This window comes from Micromonospora sp. NBC_01699, assembly GCF_036250065.1.
Taxonomy (GTDB): domain Bacteria; phylum Actinomycetota; class Actinomycetes; order Mycobacteriales; family Micromonosporaceae; genus Micromonospora_G.
On record NZ_CP109199.1, the window covers coordinates 4697468 to 4719934 of the forward strand.

A 22467-nucleotide genomic window follows, 5' to 3' on the forward strand; every position below is an offset into this window, starting at 1 on the left:
TGGTCAGGCACGGCCGTCACCGAGCGCCATCCGAACCAGGTCGTCCACGTTCATGTCCCGGATCGACGCGGGCTCGTCCGGCGCCGGCTGCGCCAACTCGGGGATCGGCGCGGCGCGGCGGGCGTCGGCTGTCGGCGCGGGTCCCGGTTCACGCAGCCGCAGCAGGGCGTCGAGCAGGCCGGCGGTGCGCAGGCGCTGCGGCGGGATGGTGGCCAGCAGGCGGCGTACCGTCTCGTCGTCGACGGCCACGGCCGGCGCCTCGCCGGTGGCCTCCGGTGCCACCCGCCCGGCGATGTACGCCGCCACGGCCTCGGGTGTCGGGTGGTCGAACACGAGCGTCGCGGGCAGCCGCAGCCCGGTGGCGGCGTTGAGCTGGTTGCGCAGCTCGACCGAGGTCAGCGAGTCGAACCCGAGGTCCTTGAACGCCAGCGCGGGGTCGACGGCGTCGGCGCCCCGATGGCGCAGCACCCGCGCCACCCGGTCCCGGACGATCTCCTCCAGCAGCGCCGCGCGCTCGGCGGCCGGCAGCGTGGAAAACCGTCGGCGCAGTGCGGTCGCCCCGGTGACGTCGACGGCGCCGGTACCGGCCGCGCGCCGGACCACTCCCCGGACCAGGCCGCGCAGCAGCGGGGGAACGTCGGCCGAGGTCGTCGCCCACCGCTGCCGGCCCAATTCCAGGTGTACGGGCACCAGCACCGCCTCGTCCACGCCCAGCGCCGCGTCGAACAGGGCCAGGCCCTCGGCGGCCGAGAACGCCACCACCCCGCCCCGGGTCAACCGCTGCCGCGCGGTGTCGCCGAGGCTGCCCGTCATCTCGCTGCGCTGCTCCCACAGCCCCCACGCGAGCGACTGGCCGCGCATGCCCCGCGCGTGCCGCCGGGTGGCCAGCGCGTCCAGGAAGGCGTTCGCGGCGGCGTAGTTGGCCTGCCCGGCGCTGCCGATCACGCCGGCGGCCGAGGAGAACAGCACGAACGCCGCGAGCGGCAGGTCCCGGGTCAGCTCGTGCAGGTGCAGCGCGCCGTCGACCTTGGGCCGCAGCACGGTGTCGAGGCGCCGCGGGTCCAGCGATGCCACGACGCCGTCGTCGAGCACCCCGGCCGCGTGCACCACCGCGGTCAGCGGACGATCGGCGGGGATGCCGGCCAGCGCCGCCGCGAGCTCGTCCCGGTCGGCGACGTCGCAGGCGCCCCACGTCGCCTCGGCGCCCAGGTCCCGCAGGTCGGCGAGCAGCTGCGCGGCCCGTGGCGCGTCCGCTCCCCGTCGGCCGAGCAGCAGCAGGTGCCGTGTCCCGTACCGGGCCGCGAGGTGCCGGGCCACCAGGCCGCCGAGCAGCCCGGTGGCGCCCGTGACGAGTACCGTGCCGCCCGGGTCGAACGGCACGGCCGGGTCGGTGGGTGACGGGACGCGTGCCACCGGGTCGAACGGCACGGCCGGGTCGGCGAGTGTCGGGACGCGTACCAGGCGGGCGGCGAGCAGCGCGCCGCGTCTGATGGCGAGTTGGGGTTCGGCCGCCGCGAGGGCCGAGGGCAGCAGGGTGGACAGTTCGGCCGGGTCGGTGGCGTCGACCAGGGTGAACCGGTCCGGGTGCTCCGACTGGGCCGAGCGGACGAGTCCCCGTACCGCCGCGCCGGCCAGGTCGGCGACGCCCTCGCCGGGGATCGCCTCGACGGCTCCGGCGGTGACGAACACGAGCGTGCTGTCCGCGTACCGGTCGTCGGCGAGCCACTGCTGGATCAGGGTCAGTGCGGCGGTGGTCGCCGTCCGGACGGTTGCGGCGTCGTCCCCGGCGAACCGGTTCGCGACGCAGACGACGTCCGGCACGGCCGCGCCCCGGTCGAGTGCGTCGCCGAGTTCGGCCAGGTCGGCGTACATGTCGGGGAGCAGGCCGGCGGGTCCGATCGCGGCCCAGCGTCCGTGCGGCGCGAGCCGCGCGTCGACGCCCGGCAGCGGGACCCATTCCACCCGGAAAAGCGATTCCGGTACGCCGGACGCCGCCGACGGGGCCAGCGAGTCCGTCCGGACCGGCCGGGTCACCAGCCCGTCAACCGAGAGCACGGGCTGTCCATTGGCGTCCGCCGCGTCGATCGTGACCCGGCCGTCGGCGTCGAAGCGCAGCCTGACCCGCAGCGCCGTCGCACCGACCGCGTGCAGGGTGACACCGGTCCAGGAGAACGGCAGCCGCGCGGTGCCCGGCTCCGGCACCCCGGCATCGGCGCCGGGCCCGATCCACATTCCGTGCAGGGCGGCGTCGAGCAGGGCGGGATGCACCGCGTACGCGGCGGTGCCCGACTCGTCGCCCGACGGCAGGCTCACCTCGGTGAAGATCTCGTCGCCGAGGCGCCAGGCAGCCCGGACGCCACGGAAGGTCGGGCCGTACTCGTAGCCGGAGCCGGCGAGGCCGTCGTACAGGTCACTGATTTTCACGGCGTTGGCGCCCGGCGGCGGCCAGGTTTCCTGGCTCACCGGGGCCGGGCGGGCGTGCTCGGCCAGGCTGCCGGTCGCGTGCCGGACCCAGGAGGAGTCCGGGGCGTCCTCGGCTCGTGAGTGGACCGCGAGCGTACGGCCGCCGTCCGGTTCCGGCGGGCCCACCCGGACCTGGAGGCGGACCGCCACGCCGGGCGGCAGCACCAGTGGCGCCTCCAGCGTGAGTTCCTCGATCAGCGCACAGCCGGCCTCGGCGGCGGCCCGCAGCGCCACGTCGACGAACGCCGCGCCCGGCAGCAGCACCACCCCGGCGACGGCGTGGTCCGCGAGCCACGGGTGGGTCCGCACCGACAGCCGCCCGCTGAGCAGGATCTCACCGGTGCCGGCGACCTCGGTGGCCGCGCCGAGCAGCGGGTGCCGGGCCGCGTCGAGGCCCGCCGCGGCGACGTCCCCGGCACCGGACCCGGCGGCCGGGCTCGCCCAGTAGTGCCGGTGCTGGAACGGGTAGGTGGGCAGCTCGACCCGCCGGGCTCCGGTTCCGGCGAACACGGCCGGCCAGTCCACCGGCCGCCCGGCGACCCAGGCCGCGCCGAGGGAGAGCAGGAGACGGCGCCGATCCCCCTCGTCACGGCGCAGGGTGCCGAGCACCACTCCGTCGCGGCCGGCGGCCTCGATCGTCTCCTCGATCGCCGCGGTGAGCACGGGATGCGGGCTGATCTCGATGAACGTGGTGAAGCCCTGCTCGGCCAGGTCGCGGACGGCGGGTTCGAAACCGACGGTGTTGCGCAGGTTGGCGTACCAGTAGGCGTTGTCCATGCCGGCGGTGTCGAGCCAGCCGCCGGTGACGGTGGAGAACAGCGGCACGCTGGCGCCGCGCGGTGTGATCGGCGCCAGGGCCCGCAGCAGCCCCGCCTCGATCCGCTCGACCTGCGCCGAGTGCGACGCGTAGTCGACATCGATGCGGCGGGCCCGGACGGCCTCGCGGTCACAGACGGCGAGCAGCTCGGTGATCGCGTCGGTCTCCCCGGCGGCGACCACGGTGGACGGGCCGTTGACCGCCGCCACGGAGAGGCGCCCGTGCCACGGTGCCAGCAGCTTCTCGACCCGCTCCCGGGGCAGGCTGACCGACACCATGCCGCCGGTGCCGGCCAGCTCGGCGATGGCCTGCGAGCGCAGCGCCACGACTCGGGCGCCGTCGTCGAGCGACAGTCCACCGGCGACAACGGCCGCGGCGATCTCACCCTGCGAGTGGCCCACGACGGCGTCGGGTTCCACACCGTACGAGCGCCAGAGCGCGGCGAGCGACACCAGTACGGCGAACAGCACCGGCTGGACCACGTCGACCCGGTCCAGCGGCGCCGCCGAGCGCACCACGTCCAGCACCGACCACTCCAGGTACGGCGCGAGAGCGGTGTCGCAGTCGGCCATCCGGTTCGCGAACGTCGGCGAGTCCGTGAGCAGGATCCGGGCCATCCCGGCCCACTGGGAGCCCTGACCGGGGAAGACGAACACGGCCCGGCTCTCCGGGTCCGGCACGCCGGAAACCGCCGCGTTGGTGCCGGTGTCGGCGACGATCGCGCGCAGGGCCGAGTCCAGCTCGTCGCCCTCGCCGACGAGCACGAGCCGGTGCGTTGCCGCCGTCCGGCCGGCGAGGGACAGCCCCACGTCCGCCGGCCCGGCTCCGCCGACGCCGTCCAGGTGTTCCCGCAGCCGCGCCGCCTGGTCGGCCAGCGCGGCCGGGGTACGCGCCGACAGCACCCACGGCAGCGGCCCGTGCCCATGTACCGGCCCCTGGTCCGGATCCGGCGTCTGTTCCGGTTCCGGCGCCCGATCCCGTTCCGGCTGGTCCGGCTCCGGTGCCTGTTCCAGGATGACGTGGGCGTTCGTGCCGCTCAGGCCGAACGAGGAGACGCCGGCCCGGCGCGCGCGGCCGGTCGCCGGCCAGGGCACGAGGGTGGTCACGAGTTCCCCGGCGCCCCGGTCCCAGTCGACCTGGCCGGTCGGCCGGTCCACGTGCAGCGTCGGCGGGACCAGGCCGTGGTTCAGCGCCAGCACGGTCTTCATCACCCCGGCCACGCCCGAGGCGGCCTGGGTGTGGCCGATGTTCGACTTGAGCGAGCCGATCAGCACCGGCCGGTCGGCGGGCCGGTGCTGCCCGTACGTGGCCAGCAGCGCCTGTGCCTCGATCGGGTCGCCGAGCGTGGTGCCGGTGCCGTGCGCCTCCACGACGTCCACGTCACCCGTGGTGAGACCGGCGTCGGCCAGCGCGGCCCGGATGACCCGCTGCTGGGACGGGCCGTTCGGGGCGGAGAGGCCGTTGCTGGCACCGTCGGAGTTGACCGCGGACCCGCGCAGCACGGCCAGCACCGGGTGCCCGTCGCGGCGGGCGTCGGCGAGCCGCTCGACGACCAGGACGGCGATCCCCTCGCCCATGCCCATGCCGTCGGCGGTGTCGGCGAACGCCTTGCACCGGCCGTCGGCGGCGAGCCCGCGCTGCCGGGAGAAGCTGAGGATCGCGCCGGGCGTCGCCATCACCGCCACTCCGCCGACCAGGGCCAGCGAGCAGTCCCCGGCGCGCAGCGCCCGCGCGGCGGTGTGCAGCGCCACCAGCGACGACGAGCAGGCGGTGTCCACGGTGAGGGCCGGACCCTCGAACCCGAACGTGTACGCGACCCGGCCCGACACGACGCTGGCCGCGCTGCCGGTGAGCAGGTGCCCCTCGCCGTCCCCGGACCGGGCCACCACCGACGCGTAGTCGCCGTAGTTGACGCCGACGTAGACGCCGGTTCGGGAGCCGCGCAGCTTCTCCGGATCCAGCCCGGCCCGTTCCATCGCCTCCCATGACGTCTCCAGCAGCAGCCGTTGCTGCGGGTCCATCGCGATCGCCTCGCGCGGCGAGATGCCGAAGAAGGCGGCGTCGAACCGACCGGCGTCGTGCAGGAAGCCGCCGTGCCGGGTCGTCGCGGTGCCGGCGTTGTCGGGGTCCGGGTGGTAGAGCTCGTCGCCCGGCCAGCCGCGATCGGCCGGGAAGCCGGTGACGGCGTCGCCGCCGTCCACCAGCAGCCGCCAGAGCTTGTCCGGGGTGTCGATCCCGCCGGGCAGCCGGCAGCTCATCGCGACGATGGCGATCCGGTCGTCGTCCGTGGCCGGGTCCGCCGTCGCCGGGGCGTCAATTCCGGGTACGGCGGCCGGGCCGCCGAGCAGTTCCTCGGTGATGTGCGCGGCGAGCGTACCGGCGTTGGGGTAGTCGAAGACCAGCGAGGACGGCAGCCGCAGCCCGGTGGCGTCGTTGAGACGGTTGCGCAGCTCGACGGCGGTCAGGGACGCGAAACCCAGCTCCTGGAACGCCCTCGCGGCCGGGACCGACTGCGGCGAGTCGTGGCCGAGAACCGCCGCGGCCTGCGCCCGGACCAGGTCCAGCACCAGCCGGGTGCCCTCGGCCGGCGTCATCCGGGACAGCCGGTCGGCCAGCGGGGAGGCGACCTCGGCGGTGCCATCGTCGGCGCCGGCTTCGCTCGCCCCCGGGATCGTACGCAACAGTGGGCTGGGCCGGACCGAGGTGAACACCGGCGCGAACCGTCCCCAGTCGACGTCGGCGACGGTGATGACGGTCTCGTCGTCGTCGAGGACCTGCTGGAGCGCGGCGACGGCGGTGTCGGGGTCGAGGCGGCGCAGGCCGTGCTCGTCCAGGTTGAACAGGTCGGCGCCGTCGCCCGTCCCGGCCGGCTGACCGGGGGCGCCGGACCGCCAGACGCCCCAGTCGACGGTCGTCGCGGTCAGTCCCCGGGCCCGGCGGTGCTGGGCGAGCGCGTCGAGATAGGCGTTGCCGGCGGCGTAGGCACCGTGGTCGCCGCTGCCCCAGACCCCGGCGATCGAGGAGAAGAGCACGAACGCGTCGAGGTCCCGGTCGAGCAGCGCGTCGAGGTGTTCCGCGCCGACCGCCTTGGCCGCGACGACGTCGGCGAACGCGTCCAGCGGCGTGGTGTCGAGCGGGCCGAGCGCGATGAACGCGGCGGCGTGCAGCACCGCGCGTACCGGGGTGCCCTGCTCGTCGAGCTCGGTGAGCAGCCGCTCGACCTGGTCACGGTCGGCGAGGTCGCAGACCGGCAGGGAGAGCCGGGTGCCGTGCCCGGCCAGGTCCTCGCGGAGCCGGGCCACGCCGGGGGCGTCCTCGCCCCGGCGTCCCGGCAGCACCAGGTGCTCGGCGCCGGCACCGGCCAGCCACCGGGCGAGGTGCGGGCCGACGGCGCCGGTGCCGCCGGTGAGCAGCACCGTGCCCCGGGGTCGCCACGGGCGGGAGGGGGTGTTCGGGGACCTCGGGGCGGGCACGAGGCGGCGGACGAAGAGACCGTTCGGGCGTACCGCGATTTGGTCTTCCCCGAGGCCGCCGGCGCCGAGCGCGGCGGCGAGCCGCAGCCCGGCGGCGTCGTCCCCGGTGGCGGGCAGGTCGATCAGGCCGCCCCAGCGCTGCGGCGCTTCGAGCGCGGCCACCATGCCGGTGCCCCAGACCAGCGCCTGGCGGGGGGCCGTGAGGGGATCGGCGGCGCCGGTCGAGACGGCGCCGGCGGTCAGGCACCACAGTGGCGCGGTGGAGCCGGTGTCACCGAGTGCCTGGACGAGCGCGACGGTGAGCGCGGTACCCACCGGCAGGGCCGGGTGGTGCGGGCCCGGCCGTTCCGCCAGGGCCAGCAGGGAGAGCACCCCGACCGGTGGTTCCCCGGCGCCAAGGCGCCCGGCCAGTCGGGTCCGGTCCACGTCGTCATCGGTCAACTCGACGGTGCCGACGGCGGCGCCGAGGGCGGCCAGGGTTTCGGTGACCCAGGCGGCGTACGGGAGGTCGGCGTGTCCCGGTGGCAGCACCAGCAGCCACCGGCCGGTGAGCGTGGCCGCCGCCGGGTCGGGAAGCCGTTGCCAGGTCACCCGGTAGCGCAGGGCGTCGAGCGTGGCGCTCTCCCGTTGGCGCCGGTGCCAGGAGCGCAGTGCGGGCAGCACCCGGCCGAGCGGCTCGGCGTCGACGGCGAGCACGCCGGCGAGTTCGTCCGGCTCCGCGTGGGCGAGCAGTTCCCAGAACCCGCCGTCGTCGCCGGACGCGTCCGCGGTGGGTGCGGCCGCCGCCCAGAAGCGGCGTTCCTGGAACGGGTACGTGGGCAGCCGCACCACGCCGGCGTCCGGGAACACGGTGGTCCAGTCAACGCTGACGCCACGTACCCAGAGTTCGGCCGCCGAGGTCAGCGCGCGCCGCAGGCCGCCCTCGTCCCGCCGGAGCGTGCCCTCGACCACGGCACCGGTCGGGCCGGTGCTCTCGACGGTGTCCCGCACCGGCACGGTCAGTACCGGGTGCGGCGAGACCTCGACGAACACGTCGTGGCCCTGTCGCGCCAGCTCCCGGATCGTGTCCTCGAACCGTACGGTGCCGCGCAGGTTGCGGTACCAGTAGTCGGCGTCCATGCCGCCGGTGTCGAGTCGTGCACCGGTGAGCGTGGAGAACAGCGGGACGTCACCCGGGCGGGGGTCGAGGCCGGCGAGCGCGGTCAGCAGGTCCTCGCGGATCCGCTCGACGTGCGCCGAGTGGGAGGCGTAGTCGACCGGCAACCGGGTGGCGCGTACGCCGTTGGCGGTGCAGTGGGCCACCAGTTCGGTGAGCGCGTCCGGCTCGCCCGAAACCACCACCGCGCCGGGGCCGTTGACCGCCGCCACGCAGATGCTGTCCCCCCAGGGGGCGATCTCGACGGCGGCGCGCTCGTGCCCGACGGCCAGGGAGACCATGCCGCCGTGCCCGGCGAGCACACCGATCGCCCGGCTGCGCAGCGCCACGACCTTCGCCCCGTCGGCCAGCGACAGCGCGCCCGCGACCACGGCCGCCGCGATCTCGCCCTGGCTGTGTCCAACGACGGCGGCGGGTTCGACGCCCCAGGAGCGCCACAGCGCGGCGAGGGACACCATCGTCGCGAACAGCGCCGGCTGCACGACGTCGACCCGGTCGAGCGGGGGTGTTCCGGCCACGCCGCGCAGCACGTCAGTCAGCGACCAGGTCACGAACTCGGCCAGGGCCCGGTCGCACTCGGCGATGGCGGCGGAGAAGACCGGGGACTCGGCGAGCAGCTCGCGGGCCATCCCGTCCCACTGCGCGCCCTGTCCGGGGAAGACGAACACGGTCCGGCCGGCACCGGCGGCGGTGTCGCCGACGACCACGCCGGGCACCGGGGCCCGGTCGGCGACGAGGGCGCCGAGCCCGGCGAGCAGTTCGGTACGGTCGCCCGCCACCACCACCGCCCGGTGCTCGAACGCCGTACGCGTGGTGGCCAGCGAGAAGCCGAGGTCGGCGAGGTTCGCGTCCGGGTCGGCGGCGAGCCGGCCGTTGAGCCGTACCGCCTGGTCACGCAGCGCGGCGGCGGTACGCCCGGAGACGACGTACGGCGCGGCCGGGGCCGGTGGCCGGCGCGTGCCGGTGGCTTCCGCCGGTTCGGGTGCGGGTGCCTGTTCGACGATGACGTGGGCGTTCGTCCCGCTCATGCCGAACGCCGAGACACCCGCCCGACGCGGCCGGCCGGTCTCCGGCCACGGCCGGTTCTCCGTCAGCAGCTCGACCCGGCCGCCGGACCAGTCGACGTGCGGCGTGGGTTCGGTGACGTGCAGCGTACGGGGCAGCACGCCGTGACCGAGCGCGAGCACGGTCTTGATCACCCCGGCCACCCCGGCCGCCGCCTGGGTGTGCCCGATGTTCGACTTCAGCGAGCCCAGCCAGAGCGGCCGGTCCACGGGCCGCCCCTGCCCGTACGTGGCGAGCACCGCGTCGGCCTCGATCGGGTCACCGAGCGTGGTGCCGGTGCCGTGCGCCTCGACCGCGTCGACCTCGGCGGCGGTGAGGCCGGCGTCGGCGAGCGCAGCCTGGATGAGGCGCTGTTGCGAGGGGCCGTTCGGGGCGGTGAGCCCGTTGCTGGCACCGTCGGAGTTGGTGGCGGAGCCACGGACGACGGCCAGTACCGGATGCCCGTGCCGACGCGCGTCGGAGAGCCGTTCGAGCAGCAGGACGCCGACCCCCTCGCCCCAGCCGGTACCGTCGGCGGTCGCCGAGAACGCCTTGCAGCGGCCGTCGGGGGACATCGCGCCCTGGCGACTGAACTCCGCGTACACCAGCGGCAGGGACATCAGGGTCACGCCGGCGGCCAGCGCCAGCGAGCACTCCTGCCGGCGCAACGCCTGCACGGCCAGGTGCAGGGCGACGAGCGAGGACGAGCACGCGGTGTCCACGGTGAGCGCGGGTCCCTCCAGCCCGAGCGCGTACGACACCCGTCCGGACAGCACGCTCATCGAGTTGCCGGTCACCACGAAGTTCTGCACGGCCGGTACCCCGTGCATGGCGAGCTGGGCGTATCCCTGGTCGACGGCGGCCGCGTACACCCCGGTGGAGCTGCCGCGCAGCGAGGCCGGGTCGATACCGGCCCGCTCGATCGCCTCCCACACCGTGGTCAGCAGCAGCCGTTGCTGCGGGTCCAGCGCGGTCGCCTCGTGCGGCGAGATCGCGAAGAAGCCGGGGTCGAAGTCGGCGATCCCGTCGACGAAGGCGCCCTGGCAGGGCACGTTGCCCGCGCCGAGCCCGGCGACGTCCCAGCCACGGTCGCCGGGCAGCGCCGTCACCGTGTCGCGGCCGTCGGCGACCAGGTCCCACAGCTGCTCGGGGGTGCGTACGCCGCCGGGGAATCGGCAGCTCATGGCGACGATCGCCACCGGCTCGTGGGCGGCGGCCTCGGCCTCGGCGAGCTGCCGACGGGTGCGTTGCAGGTCGATCGTGACGCGGTTGAGGTAGTCGCGGAGCTTCTGTTCGCTCACCGGGCTCCCCCGCTTTCGTCAGGGACCGGAACGGTCCACCGGGCTGTCACGGTGCTCATGAGATGCCCAGCTCCTTGTCGATGAGGTCGAACAGCTCGTCGTTGCTGGCGGCCTCGATCGCCTGCTCCGGGTCCGTGCCTGGACCACCGTCGCGGGCCTCCACCCGGGACAGCAGGCGGCGCAGCTGTGCCACGAGCTGCGGCGGCAGGGCCGGTTCCGGTCCCGGCCCGGCCCCCAGGGCGTCGATGCTGGCTTCGAGCCGGCTCAGCTGCGTGAGCACCGGCGACACCGGTGCGGCGGTCGCGGGTGCCACCGCCTGGATCCGGCCGAGGATGTCGCGGGTCAGCGCGTCCGGCGTGGGGTGGTCGAAGATCAGCGCGGCCGGCAGCCGTACGCCCACCGCGTTCGCGAGCCGGTTGCGCAGCTCGACACCGGTCAGTGAGTCGAAGCCGAGTTCCTTGAACGGTCGGCCGGGGCGGATCTGGTCGGGCGAGGCGTGTCCGAGGACCGTGGCGGCGTTGCCCCGGACGAGATCCAGCAGGACCCGGTGCGCCTCGTCCGGCGCCAGGCCGGCCAGCCGCCCGGCCAGCGACGCCGCCCCGTTGGCAGACGGGGTCTGGGCCCGGCGACGGGCCTGCCTCGGCGGCCGGGCCAGCCCGCTGAGCACCGCCGGGACGCGGTCGCCGGACAGGGCCGCCGGATCGAGCCGGGCGGCGAAGACGTACGGTCGGGGCGAGCGCCAGGCGGCGTCGAACAGCGCGAGCCCCTCGGCGGTGCTCAGCGCGCCGATACCCGTACGCGACATTCGGTTCGTTCCGGTGTCGGTGACCCGCGCCGTCAGCTCGCTGCGCTCCTGCCACAGGCCCCAGCCGATGGCGACACCGGGCAGTCCAAGGGCCCGCCGCTGCGTGGCCAGGGCGTCGAGGGCTGCGTTCGCGGCGGCGTAGTTGGCCTGTCCGGCACCGCCGAGCAGGGCGGCGCCGGACGAGAACAGGACGAACGCGGCCAGGTCAAGGTGACCGGTGAGCTCGTGCAGGGCGACGGCCGCGTCCACCTTGGGCCGCCACACCCGGTCCACCTGGTCGGCGGTGAGCGAGTCCACGACACCGTCGTCGAGTGTGCCCGCCGCGTGCACGACGGCCGTCAACGGGCGGTCCACCGCAATCGTGTCCAGCACGGCGGCCAGGGCGTCGCGATCGGTGACGTCGCAGGCGACCACGTCGGCGCGGGCCCCCAGCCCGGCCAGCTCCTCGACCAGCTCGGCCACGCCCGGCGCCTGCGGGCCACGGCGGCTGAGCAGCAGCAGGTTCCGCATGCCGTGGGCGCCGGCCAGGTGCCGGGCGACGAGGCGGCCGAGGGTGCCGGTGCCGCCGGTCAGCAGGACCGTCCCGTCCGGGTCGGCCGCAGCCGGTACGAGCAGCACGTTCTTGCCGACGTGCCGGGCCGTGGCGAGGTACCGGAACGCCTCCGGCGCCTGCCGGACGTCCCAGCAGGTCAGCGGCAGTGGCGTCAGCACGCCCCGCTCGAACAGCGACAGCACCTCGGCGAGCAGCTGACCGATCCGCTCCGGGCCCGCCTGGACCAGGTCGAACGCCCGGTAGCGCACGCCGGGGTGGTCCCGGGCGACGTCGTCGGCGGAGCGTACGTCCGTCTTGCCCATCTCCACGAAGGAGCCGCCGCGCGGCAGCAGCCCCAGGGAGGCGTCGACAAACTCGCGGGCCAGGCAGTCGAGCACCACGTCCATGCCACGCCCCGCGGTGCCCGCCCGGAAGTGCTCCGCGAACTCCAGGGTGCGGGTCGAGGCGAGGTGCGCGTCGTCCAGGCCCATGGCCCGCAGCACGGGGTGTTTCGCCGGGCTCGCGGTGCCGAACACCTCCGCGCCGGCGTGCCGGGCGAGCTGCACCGCGGCGCTACCGACGCCGCCGGTCGCGGCGTGCACGAGCACCGCCTGGCCGGCCCGGAGGCCACCGAGGTCGAACAGCCCGTAGTACGCGGTGAGGAAGGCGATCGGCACGGCGGCGGCCTGGGCGAACGACCAGCCGGCCGGGATCCGGGCGACGGTGGCCCGGTCGGCGACGGCGACGGGGCCGAACGCCCCGCCGAAGACGCCCATCACCCGGTCGCCGGGGGCCAGGTCGGTGACACCCGGGCCGACCTCCAGTACGACGCCGGCACCCTCGCTGCCCACGGTCGGCTGGTCCGGGTCGAGTCCGAGCGAGACGACGACGTCGTGGAAGTTGAGTCCGGCGGCCCGGACGGCGATGCGGAGCTGCCCCTCGCCCAGCGGCGCGAGCGCGTCGGGCGCGGGTCGCAGCACGAGCCCGCCGGCCCCGTCCCCGTCGCCGACCTCCACCCGCCACTCCGCGCCGCCACCCTCCGCCCGCCACTCCGCGCCGCCGGGCTCGGTGAGCAGGTCCGGGTCACCGGCGGCCAGCCGGGGCACGAACAGCTCGCCCGCCCTGACCGCCCACTGGGTTCCGCCGCTGGGCAGCGCGGCCACGAGGGCGCGCAGCGAGGCCGGATCGTCGTCGACGTCGGCGAGCACGAACCGGTCGGGGTGTTCGGCCTGGGCGCTGCGGACCAGACCCCAGACGCCGGAGTCGACCCAGTCCGTACCCCGGTCAGCGGGCCCGGTGCGGATGGCGCCACGGGTGACGAACACGAGCGTCGAACCGGTCAACCGCTCGTCCGCGAGCCACTGCCGGATCAGGGTGAGGGCCCGTACCGTGGCGGCGCCCGACCGGCCCCCCGACCCGGCACCGGCACCGGCACCGGCATCGGCATCGGCATCGGCATCGGCATCGGCGGCGAAATCGGCGGCACCGGCATCGGCGGCGGCATCGGCATCGGCGGCGAAATCGGCGGCACCGGCATCGGCATCGGCGGCGAAATCGGCGAGTACGAAGGCGGGTACCGCCCCCGCACCCAGCGCGGCGAGGTCGGGCCAACCGGGCTCGGCGGGCACCACCACGCCCGCCGTCGCGCCCCCGGGCGCCGGCTGAGGTGTCCACAACAGATGATGCGGGCGTACGCCGGCGGCGGTGACCGCGCGCAGGCCACCGACCGGGACGGGACGTAGCGCCAGGGCCTCCGCCCGGAGGACGAGACCACCGGTGAGGTCCCGAGCCTCCAACGACACCTCGTCGGCGCCGACGGCCCGGACCCGAACCCGCAGGGCCCCGGCACCGGCGGTGTACGCGGTGACGCCGGTCCAGGAGAACGGCAGCCGCGCCACCTCGTCCCGGTCGGGCAGCAGGGCGCTCGCCTGTAGGGCACCGTCGAGCAGCGCCGGATGCAGCAGGTAGTCGGCACCGTCACCGGGCTGCGGCAGGGCGATCTCGGCGAAGACCTCCCCGCCGTGGCGCCAGGCCGCCCGGACACTGCGGAACGTCGGACCGTACCCGTATCCGGCCTCGGCGAAGCGGTCGTACAGGGTGGAGGTGTCGAGCGGTTCCGCGTCGGCCGGGGGCCAGGACACCGGGTCGTCGTCGGGGCCGCCGGGGGCGGGGGCGAGCGTACCGGTGGCGTAGGTCGTCCACTCGGCGGCCGGGTCCTCCTCGGGGCGGGCGTACACGCCGAGGGTGCGGCGTTCGTCGGGGCCGGCGGGGTCGACCCGGACCTGTAGCCGCACCGTGCCGCTGTCGGGCAGCACCAGCGGTGTCTGAAGGGTGAGTTCGTCGACCAGCCCGTAACCCACCTCGTCGGCGGCGCGCAGGGCCAGTTCCAGGAACGCGGTGCCGGGCAGCAGGGTCACGCTGGTGAGCGAGTGCTCGGCCAGCCACGGCGTCGCCGCACGGGACAGCCGGCCGGTCAGCAGATGACCGCCCTGGTCGGCGAGGTCCACCGCGGCGCCCACGAGCGGGTGGCCGGTGGTACCGAGGCCCGCGGCGCCCATGTCGGCCGGGCCGGTGGCGGCGTCCAGCCAGTAGCGGGAGCGCTCGAACGGGTATCCGGGTAGGTCCACCCGCCGGGCGTCGGCGTCGGCGAACACGGCGGCCCAGTCGGGTCGGACCCCGCCCACGTGGGCCTCGCCCAGCGACAGCAGCAGCCGGGCGAGCCCGCCCTCGCCCCGGCGCAGGGTTCCGGTCACCAGGACCGTACCGGCGGCGTCCTCCAGCGTCTCGCTGATCGCCGAGGTCAGCACCGGGTGGGGGCTGACCTCGATAAACGTCGTGTGGCCGGCCGCCGCCAGGGCCCGTACGGCGGGGTCGAAGCCGACCGTGCCGCGCAGGTTGCGGAACCAGTACCCGGCGGTCAGCTCGGGCCCGTCCAGCCAGGTCGCGTCGAGTGTGGAGTACATCGGCGTCGGGGCGGTGCCCGGTGTGACGGTGGCGAGCGCCGCGACGAGTTCGTCGCGCAGCACGTCGACCTGCGCGGAGTGCGAGGCGTAGTCCACCTCGACGCGGCGGGCGCGGATGCCGTCGCGTTCACACCGGTCGACCAGGTCCGCGACGGCGGTGGGGTCGCCGGCCACGACGGTGGCCCGGGGCCCGTTGACCGCGGCGATCGCGATCCCACCGGGCAGGTTCCCGAGCAGGGTACGGACGTCGTCGGCGGGCAGCGCGACCGAGGCCATGGCGCCGGTGCCGGCCAGGGTACGCACCAGTTGGCTGCGCAGCGCCACGACCTTCGCGCCGTCCTGCAACGAGAGCGCGCCGGCCACCACCGCGGCGGCGATCTCGCCCTGCGAGTGGCCGACGACCGCGTCGGGTTCCACCCCGTACGAGCGCCAGGTCGCGGCGAGCGAGACCATGACGGCGAAGAGGGCGGGCTGCACCCGGTCCACCCGTTTCAGGGCGTCGGCGTCCTTGAGCACCTCCCGGACTGACCAGTCCCCGTACGGCGCGAGGGCCCGTTCGCAGGCAGCCATCGTGTCCGCGAAGACGGCGTTGGTGTCCAGCAGGTCCAGTCCCATGCCGGCCCACTGGGCGCCCTGTCCGGGGAAGACGAACACGGTACGGCCGACGGGTCCGGCAACCCCCTGCGCCGTGGCCGCCGAGGGGTTCCCGACCGCGAGTGCCCGCAGTCCCGCCGTCAGCTCCTCGCGGTCACCGACGAGGACGGCGCGGTGCGGGTGCCGGGCCCGGTGCAGGGCGAGCGTCAGGCCGACGTCGGCGACGCGCGGTGCCGGACCGGCGTCGAGGTGCCGGCCGAGGCGCTCGGCCTGGGCCCGCAGGGCTTCGGGCGTACGGGCGGAGAGCACCCAGGCGACGGGGTGCTCGCCGGTGTCCGGCCGGGGTGCGACCGGTTCGGCGGTGCCCGGCTGCGGCACGACCGGTTCGGCGGCCTGTTCGCCCGTACCCGGTCGGAGGGCGACCGGTTCGGCGGCCTGTTCCAGTACGACGTGCGCGTTGGTGCCGCTCATCCCGAACGCCGAGACGCCGGCCCGACGGGGACCGGCCGACTCCCACCTGCGGGCCGCCGAGAGCAGCCGTACGGCCCCGGACGACCAGTCCACCTGCGGCGTGGGTTCGTCGACGTGCAACGTCGGCGGCATCACCCCGGCCCGCAACGCCAACACCATCTTGATCACACCACCCACCCCGGCGGCGGCGGACGTGTGACCAACGTTCGACTTCAACGACCCCAGCCACAACGGCCGATCCGCCGGACGGTCCTGCCCGTACGTCGCCAACAACGCCTGCGCCTCGATCGGATCACCCAACCGCGTCCCCGTACCGTGCCCCTCCACCACATCCACCTCGACCGCGCTCAACCGCGCATCCGCCAACGCCGCCCGGATCACCCGCTGCTGCGCCGGCCCGTTCGGCGCCGTCAACCCGTTCGACGCGCCGTCGGAGTTCACCGCCGAGCCCCGTATCACCGCCAGGACCGGGTGCCCGTTCGCCACCGCGTCGGAAAGCCGCTCGACGAGGAGCATGCCGGCGCCCTCGCCGAAGCCGGTGCCGTCGGCGGCGCCCGCGTACGCCTTGCAGCGGCCGTCGGCGGCGAGCCCCCGCTGGCGGCTGAACACCACGAACAGTTCCGGGCTGTTCATCACCGTCACACCGCCGGCGAGCGCGAGGTCGCACTCGCCGGAGCGCAGGGACCTGACCGCCAGATGGAGCGCGACCAGCGACGACGAGCAGGCGGTGTCCACGGTGACGGTGGGGCCCTCCAGTCCGAAGACGTAGGACAGGCGGCCGGAGGCGACGCTCGCGGAGTTGCCCGAACCGAGGAAGCCCTCGACCTCCTCCGGCACGTTGCCGATCACGCGTACGGCGTAGTCGTGGTGCATGACGCCGGCGAACACGCCGGTACGGCTGCCACGCAGCGTGTCCGGGTCGATGCCGGCGCGTTCGAAGACCTCCCAGGTGGTTTCCAGCAGCAGCCGCTGCTGCGGGTCCATGGCCAGGGCCTCCCTCGGCGAGATGCCGAAGAAGCCGGCGTCGAACTCGGCCGCGTCGTAGAGGAAACCGCCCTCCCGGACGTACGAGGTGCCGGGGTTCGCGCCGTCGGGGTCGTAGAGCGACCCGACGTCCCAGCCCCGGTCGGTGGGGAACCCGGAGATCGCGTCGGTGCCGTTGACGACCAGGTCCCACAGCCGCTCGGGTGAGTCGGCGCCGCCGGGGAACCGGCAGCCCATGGCCACGATGGCGATGGGTTCGTCGGCCCTGGTCGCGACGCCGGCCGGCGCGGCGGGGACGGCGGTGCTCCGCTCCGGGTCACCGGTGAGCCGGGTGTCGAGCAGGGCGACCAGCGCCTCCGGGGTCGGGTAGTCGAAAACCAGCGTGGCGGGCAGCCGCAGGCCGGTGGCGACGTTGAGGCGGTTGCGCAGGTCCACCGCGGCGAGGGAGTCGAAACCGAAGTCGCGGAACGCGCGGGTGGGTTCGACCGCGTCCGCCGAGGCGTGCCCGAGCACCGCCGCGACCTGGGTGCGTACCAGGTCCCGCAGGGCCCGGCGCCGGTCGGGCGGTGACAGGACGGCGAAGCGGCCGGCCGGGGAGTCGGTGGATTCGCCGGCCAGCGGACCTGCGGCGGCGCGGCGCGCGGCCGGACGGACCAGCCCGTGCAGCAGCCTCGGCACCGGGTCGGTGTCGGTACGCGACCGCAGCGCCGCGACGTCGAGCAGCATGGCGACCAGCGACGGCTCGCGGGTGGCCGTGGCGGCGTCGAACAGTTCGAGGCCCTGCTGGTCGGTCAGCGCAGGCATGCCGGAGCGCGCGATCCGACGCGTGTCGTCGGCGTCGAGGTGACCAGTCATCGCGCTGCGCTGCTCCCACAGCGTCCAGGCGATCGACTGCCCGGCCAGGCCCCGGGCCCGGCGGTGCTGGGCGAGCGCGTCCAGGAAGGCGTTCGCCGCGGCGTAGTTGCCCTGCCCCGGCCCGCCGAACACGCCCGCCGCGGAGGAGAACAACACGAACGCGCGCAGGTCCGGGCCGGCCGTGAGCTCGTGCAGGTGCAGCGCGGCATCCACCTTGGGCCGCAGCACGGCGTCGATTCGCTCGTCGGTGAGCGAGGTGATGACCCCGTCGTCGAGGGCACCGGCGGCGTGCACGACGGCGGTCAGCGGATGTTCGGCCGGGATCGTGTCGAGCAGCCGCCGCAGCGCCTCCCGGTCGGCGACGTCGCAGGCGACGATGTCGCAGTGGGCGCCGAGCGCGGCGAGTTCCCCCGTGAGCGCGGCGGCGCCGGGCGCGTCGGGGCCGCTGCGGCTGGTGAGCAGCAGGTGGCGGGCGCCCCGGCCGGCGAGGTGCCGCGCGATCCGGGAGCCGATCAGGCCGGTACCGCCGGTGATCAGTATGGTGCCGCCGGGGTCCGCGAACGGGTCCGTGGTTCGGGCGTCGGTGGCTCGCGCCAGGCGCGCGGCGCTGACCTGACCACCGCGTACGGTCAGCTGGTCCTCCTCCGTGGCGGTCAGAACCTCGGTCAGCGCGGTGAGATCGGCCGGGTCGTCCAGGTCGGCCAGCACGAACCTGCCCGGGTGCTCGGACTGGGCCGAGCGGACCAGCCCCCGGACGGCGCTCTGCGGCAGGTCGGTGATGTCCTCGTCGGGCGTTACCGCGACCGCGCCATGGGTGGCGAGGACCAGCCGGGAGCCGGCGAACCGCTCGTCGGCGAGCCACTCGCGCAGCAGCGCGGCGGCGTGCCGCACGGCCCGGTGGACAGCGGCCGGGCCGCCGCCCTCCCCGGCCGGCATCGGCATGACGACCAGGCGGGGTGCGGCCGCACCGGCGTCGAGGGAGGCGCGCAACGCGGTGAGGTCGGGATGGCGTTCGCCGCCGAGCACGACGGGTTCGTCGCCGACCGCCGGGGCACCGGCGACCGGTACGGGCGTCCAGGCCAACCGGAACAGCGACCGTCCCGGTCCGGACGGTGGCTGTGCGGTGGCGGCCGACGGGCGCAGCAGCAGGGCGTCGATGGCGGCGACCGGCTGCCCGGCGGCATCCCACGCCTGCACCGACACGGCGTTCTCGCCGGCCGGCGCCACCCTGGCCCGCAGCGTCGTCGCGCCCCGGGCGTACAGGGCCACACCGGTCCAGGCGAACGGCATCCGTCCGCTGTCGGCACCGGACGCTCCGGCGACAGGCGGGCCGGTGTCGGCACCGGACAGTCCGGTGACGTGCGGGCCGGTGTCGGCACCCGGCAGTCCGGTGACGTGCGGGCCGGTGTCGGCACCCGGCAGTCCGGTGACGTGCAGGGCGGCGTCGAGCAGGGCGGGATGGATGCCATGCAGTAACGCCTCGGCGTGTCGGTCCGGTGGCAGGACGGCCTCGGCGTAGATGTCGTCGCCGAGTCGCCAGGCCGCGCGTAGGCCCTGGAACGTCGGGCCGTAGACGAAGCCGCCCGACGCGAAGCGCTCGTACAGGCCGGTGAGGTCGATCGGTTCCGCACCGGGGGGCGGCCACGCGGACAGGGCGGCCGGGGCGGTGGACGCCGCCGGGGAGAGGGTGCCGCTGGCGTGCCCGGTCCAGGGCTCGTCCGGGGCGTCGGCGGGCCGGGCGTACACGCCGATCGGGCGGTGTCCCACGGCGTCGGGCGGACCGACGGTCACCTGTACGTCGACGGCGCCGGAGCGGGGCAGTTCCAGCGGCGTGGTCAGGGTGAGCTCCTCGATTCGGGAGCAGCCGGCCGGCTCGGCGGCGCGTACGGCGAGTTCGAGGAACGCGGTGCCGGGCAGCAGCGCGGCGCCGAGGACCTCGTGCTCGGCGAGCCACGGTCCGGTGCCCGCCGACAGCCGCCCGGTCAGTACGAGCCCGTCCCCGTCGGCCAGCGTGATCACCGCGCCGAGCAGCGGGTGCCCCGCCGCGATGAGGCCGGCCGAGCCGACGTCCCCCGCCACCGGGCCGGAGTCCAGCCAGTAGCGCTGCCGCTGGAACGGATAGGTGGGCAGGTCCAGCTGCCGGGCCGGGGCGTGCGCGTACGCCGGTTCCCAGGTCACGTCGAAGCCGGCGGCCCACAGCTCGCCGACCGCGCCGTGTACGCGGGTGAGCCCGCCGTCGTCGCGGCGCAGTGTGCCGGTCACCAGCGCCTCATGGCCGGCGTCGCGGGCGGTGTCCTCCACCGCGACGGTGAGCACCGGGTGCGGGCTGACCTCGACGAATGTCCGCATTTCGGCGGTCAGGGCGGCGCTGACGGCCGATTGCAGCTCGACGGTGCCGCGCAGGTTGCGGTACCAGTAGTCGGCGTCGAGGGTCCCGGTGTCGAGCACCGCCCCGGTGACGGTGGAGTAGAACGGCACGTCGCCCGCGACGGGGGTGATGCCGTCGAGCATGGTGCGCAGCTCGTCGCGGATCCGCTCGACCTGGGCGCTGTGCGAGGCGTAGTCGACGTCGATCCGGCGGGCCCGCAGGTCGCTGCGGTCGGCGTGGCGGAGGAACTCGTCCACGGCGGTGGGTTCACCGGAGATGACGACGGCCGCCGGGCCGTTGACGGCCGCCACGGAGAGCCGGTCGCCCCAGGCGGCGATCTCCTCGCGGACCCGCGCCGCGGGAAGCTGCACCGAGGCCATCGCCCCGGCTCCCGCGAGCGGAAGCAGTGCCCTGCTCCGCAGGGCCACGATGCGCGCCCCGTCGGCCAGGGACAACCCACCCGCCACCACCGCCGCCGCGATCTCACCCTGCGAATGACCAACCACCGCATCCGGCTCCACACTGTACCCACGCCACACCGACGCCAACGACACCATCACCGAAAACAGGACCGGCTGCACCACGTCAACCCGATCCCACGAACCGCCCGCACGAACCAGATCAAGCAACGACCAATCCACGTACGGCCCCAGCGCCGCCGCACACTCCCCCATCCGCCCGGCGAACACCGCAGACTCGTCCAGCAACTCCCGAGCCATCCCCACCCACTGCGAACCCTGCCCCGGAAACACGAAGACGACCCGGCCGGTGCGGAGGTCGCCGCCGCGAACGAGGGTCGGCGACGGCAGGTCATCGGCGAGCGCGTCCAGGTCGGCGACCAGTCCGGCGTGGTCGGCGGCGAGCAGGACCGCGCGGTGCTCGAACACGGTACGGGTGGTCGCCAGCGCGCGTCCGGTCGAGGCGAGGTCGAGCCCCGGCTCCCCGGTGAGCCGGTCCCGCAGCCCTCGGGCCCGGTCACGCAGCCCCGCCCGGTCCCGACCGGACAGCAACCACGGCACCGCCCGGCCGCCGGACCCAACCGGCTCGGCGGGCTCGGCGGACCCGACTATCTCGGCGGGCCCGACGATCTCGACCGGTCCGACCGGTCCGACCGGATCGGCGGGGGCGACGATCTCGGCCGGCTCGGCCTGTTCCAGGATGACGTGGCCGTTGGTGCCGCTGATGCCGAACGAGGAGACCGCCGCGCGGCGCGGGCGGCCGGTCTCGGGCCACGGAGCGGCCTCGGTGACCAGTCGTACCGTGCCGGCGGACCAGTCCACCTGGGACGTCGGGTGCTCGGCGTGCAGGGTGGGCGGCACGGTGCCGTACCGCATCGCCATGACCATCTTGATGACGCCGCCGACGCCGGCGGCGGCCTGCGTGTGACCGATGTTCGACTTCAGCGAGCCCAGCAGCAACGGCCGGTCGTACGGGCGGCCCTTCCCGTACGTCGCCAGCAGCGCCTGCGCCTCGATCGGGTCACCCAGCCGGGTACCGGTGCCGTGCGCCTCGACCACGTCGACCTCGTCGGCGCTCAGCCGGGCGTCGGCCAGCGCCCGCCGGATGACCCGCTGCTGGGCGGGGCCGTTGGGTGCGGTGAGCCGGCTACTCGCCCCGTCCTGGTTGACGGCGCTGCCCCGGACCACGGCGAGCACCGGGTGCCCGTGGCGCCGGGCGTCGGAGAGGCGCTCCAGCAGGAGCATGCCGACGCCCTCGCCCCAGCCGGTGCCGTCGGCCTCGTCGGCGAACGACTTGCACCGGCCGTCGCCGGCCAGGCCACCCTGCCGGCTCATCTCCACGAACGGCACCGGGGTCGACATGACCATGGCCCCACCGGCGAGCGCCAGCGGGCACTCCCGGCGGCGCAGCGCGTGCGCGGCCAGATGGATGGCGATCAGGGACGAGGAGCACGCGGTGTCCACGGTGATCGCCGGGCCTTCGAGGCCGAACGTGTAGGAGATCCGGCCGGAGGCGACGCTGTCGGACTGGCCGTTGCCGAGGTAGCCCCGGATGTCGTCCGGCACCTCGTTCAGGCGCAGCGCGTAGTCCTGGTACATGACGCCCGCGAAGACGCCGGTGTCGCTGCCGCGCTGCGTGGCCGGGTCGATACCGGCCCGTTCGAACGCCTCCCACGACGTCTCCAGCAGCAGCCGTTGCTGCGGGTCCATGGCCAGGGCCTCGCGCGGGGAGATGCCGAAGAAGCCCGGGTCGAAGTCGGCGACCCCGTCGAGGAAACCGCCCTCGGCGGAGTACGTGGTGCCGGGGCGCCGCCGTTCCGGGTCGTACAGTTCGCCCAGGTCCCACCCCCGGTCGCCGGGGAAGGCGCCCACGGCGTCGGTGCCGTCGAGGACCATCCGCCACAGGTCCTCGGGCGTACGGACGCCGCCCGGGTAGCGGCAGCCCATGCCGATGATGGCCACGGGCTCCTGGTCCCGGGCCTCGGCCTCGGCGAGCCGCTTGCGGGTGTGGTGCAGGTCCGCGGCGACCCGCTTCAGGTAGTCACGGAGCTTGCCATCGGTCATCAGTGATCGTCACCTTCTGCGGGCGGTCGCGGGCCGGGACGGGAACAGGCGGAGGTCGTCACATCCCGAGCTCGTTGTCGATGAAGTCGAAGATCTCGTCGTCGGTGGCCCGGTCCATC

At 75.2% G+C, this 22467-nt stretch carries 1 protein-coding gene and 1 pseudogene; both read right to left on the reverse strand.

Annotated elements, in window-relative coordinates; all coding sequences use genetic code 11:
• Positions 1-3: 3 nt before the first annotated feature.
• Positions 4-10239 (reverse strand): annotated as a pseudogene (locus tag OG792_RS20065) (type I polyketide synthase); the annotation flags it as partial.
• Between the two features lie 70 nt (positions 10240-10309).
• Entirely contained in the window at positions 10310-22348 is a 12039-nt protein-coding gene (locus OG792_RS20070) for an SDR family NAD(P)-dependent oxidoreductase (protein WP_329101082.1), read from the reverse strand.
• Positions 22349-22467 lie beyond the last annotated feature (119 nt).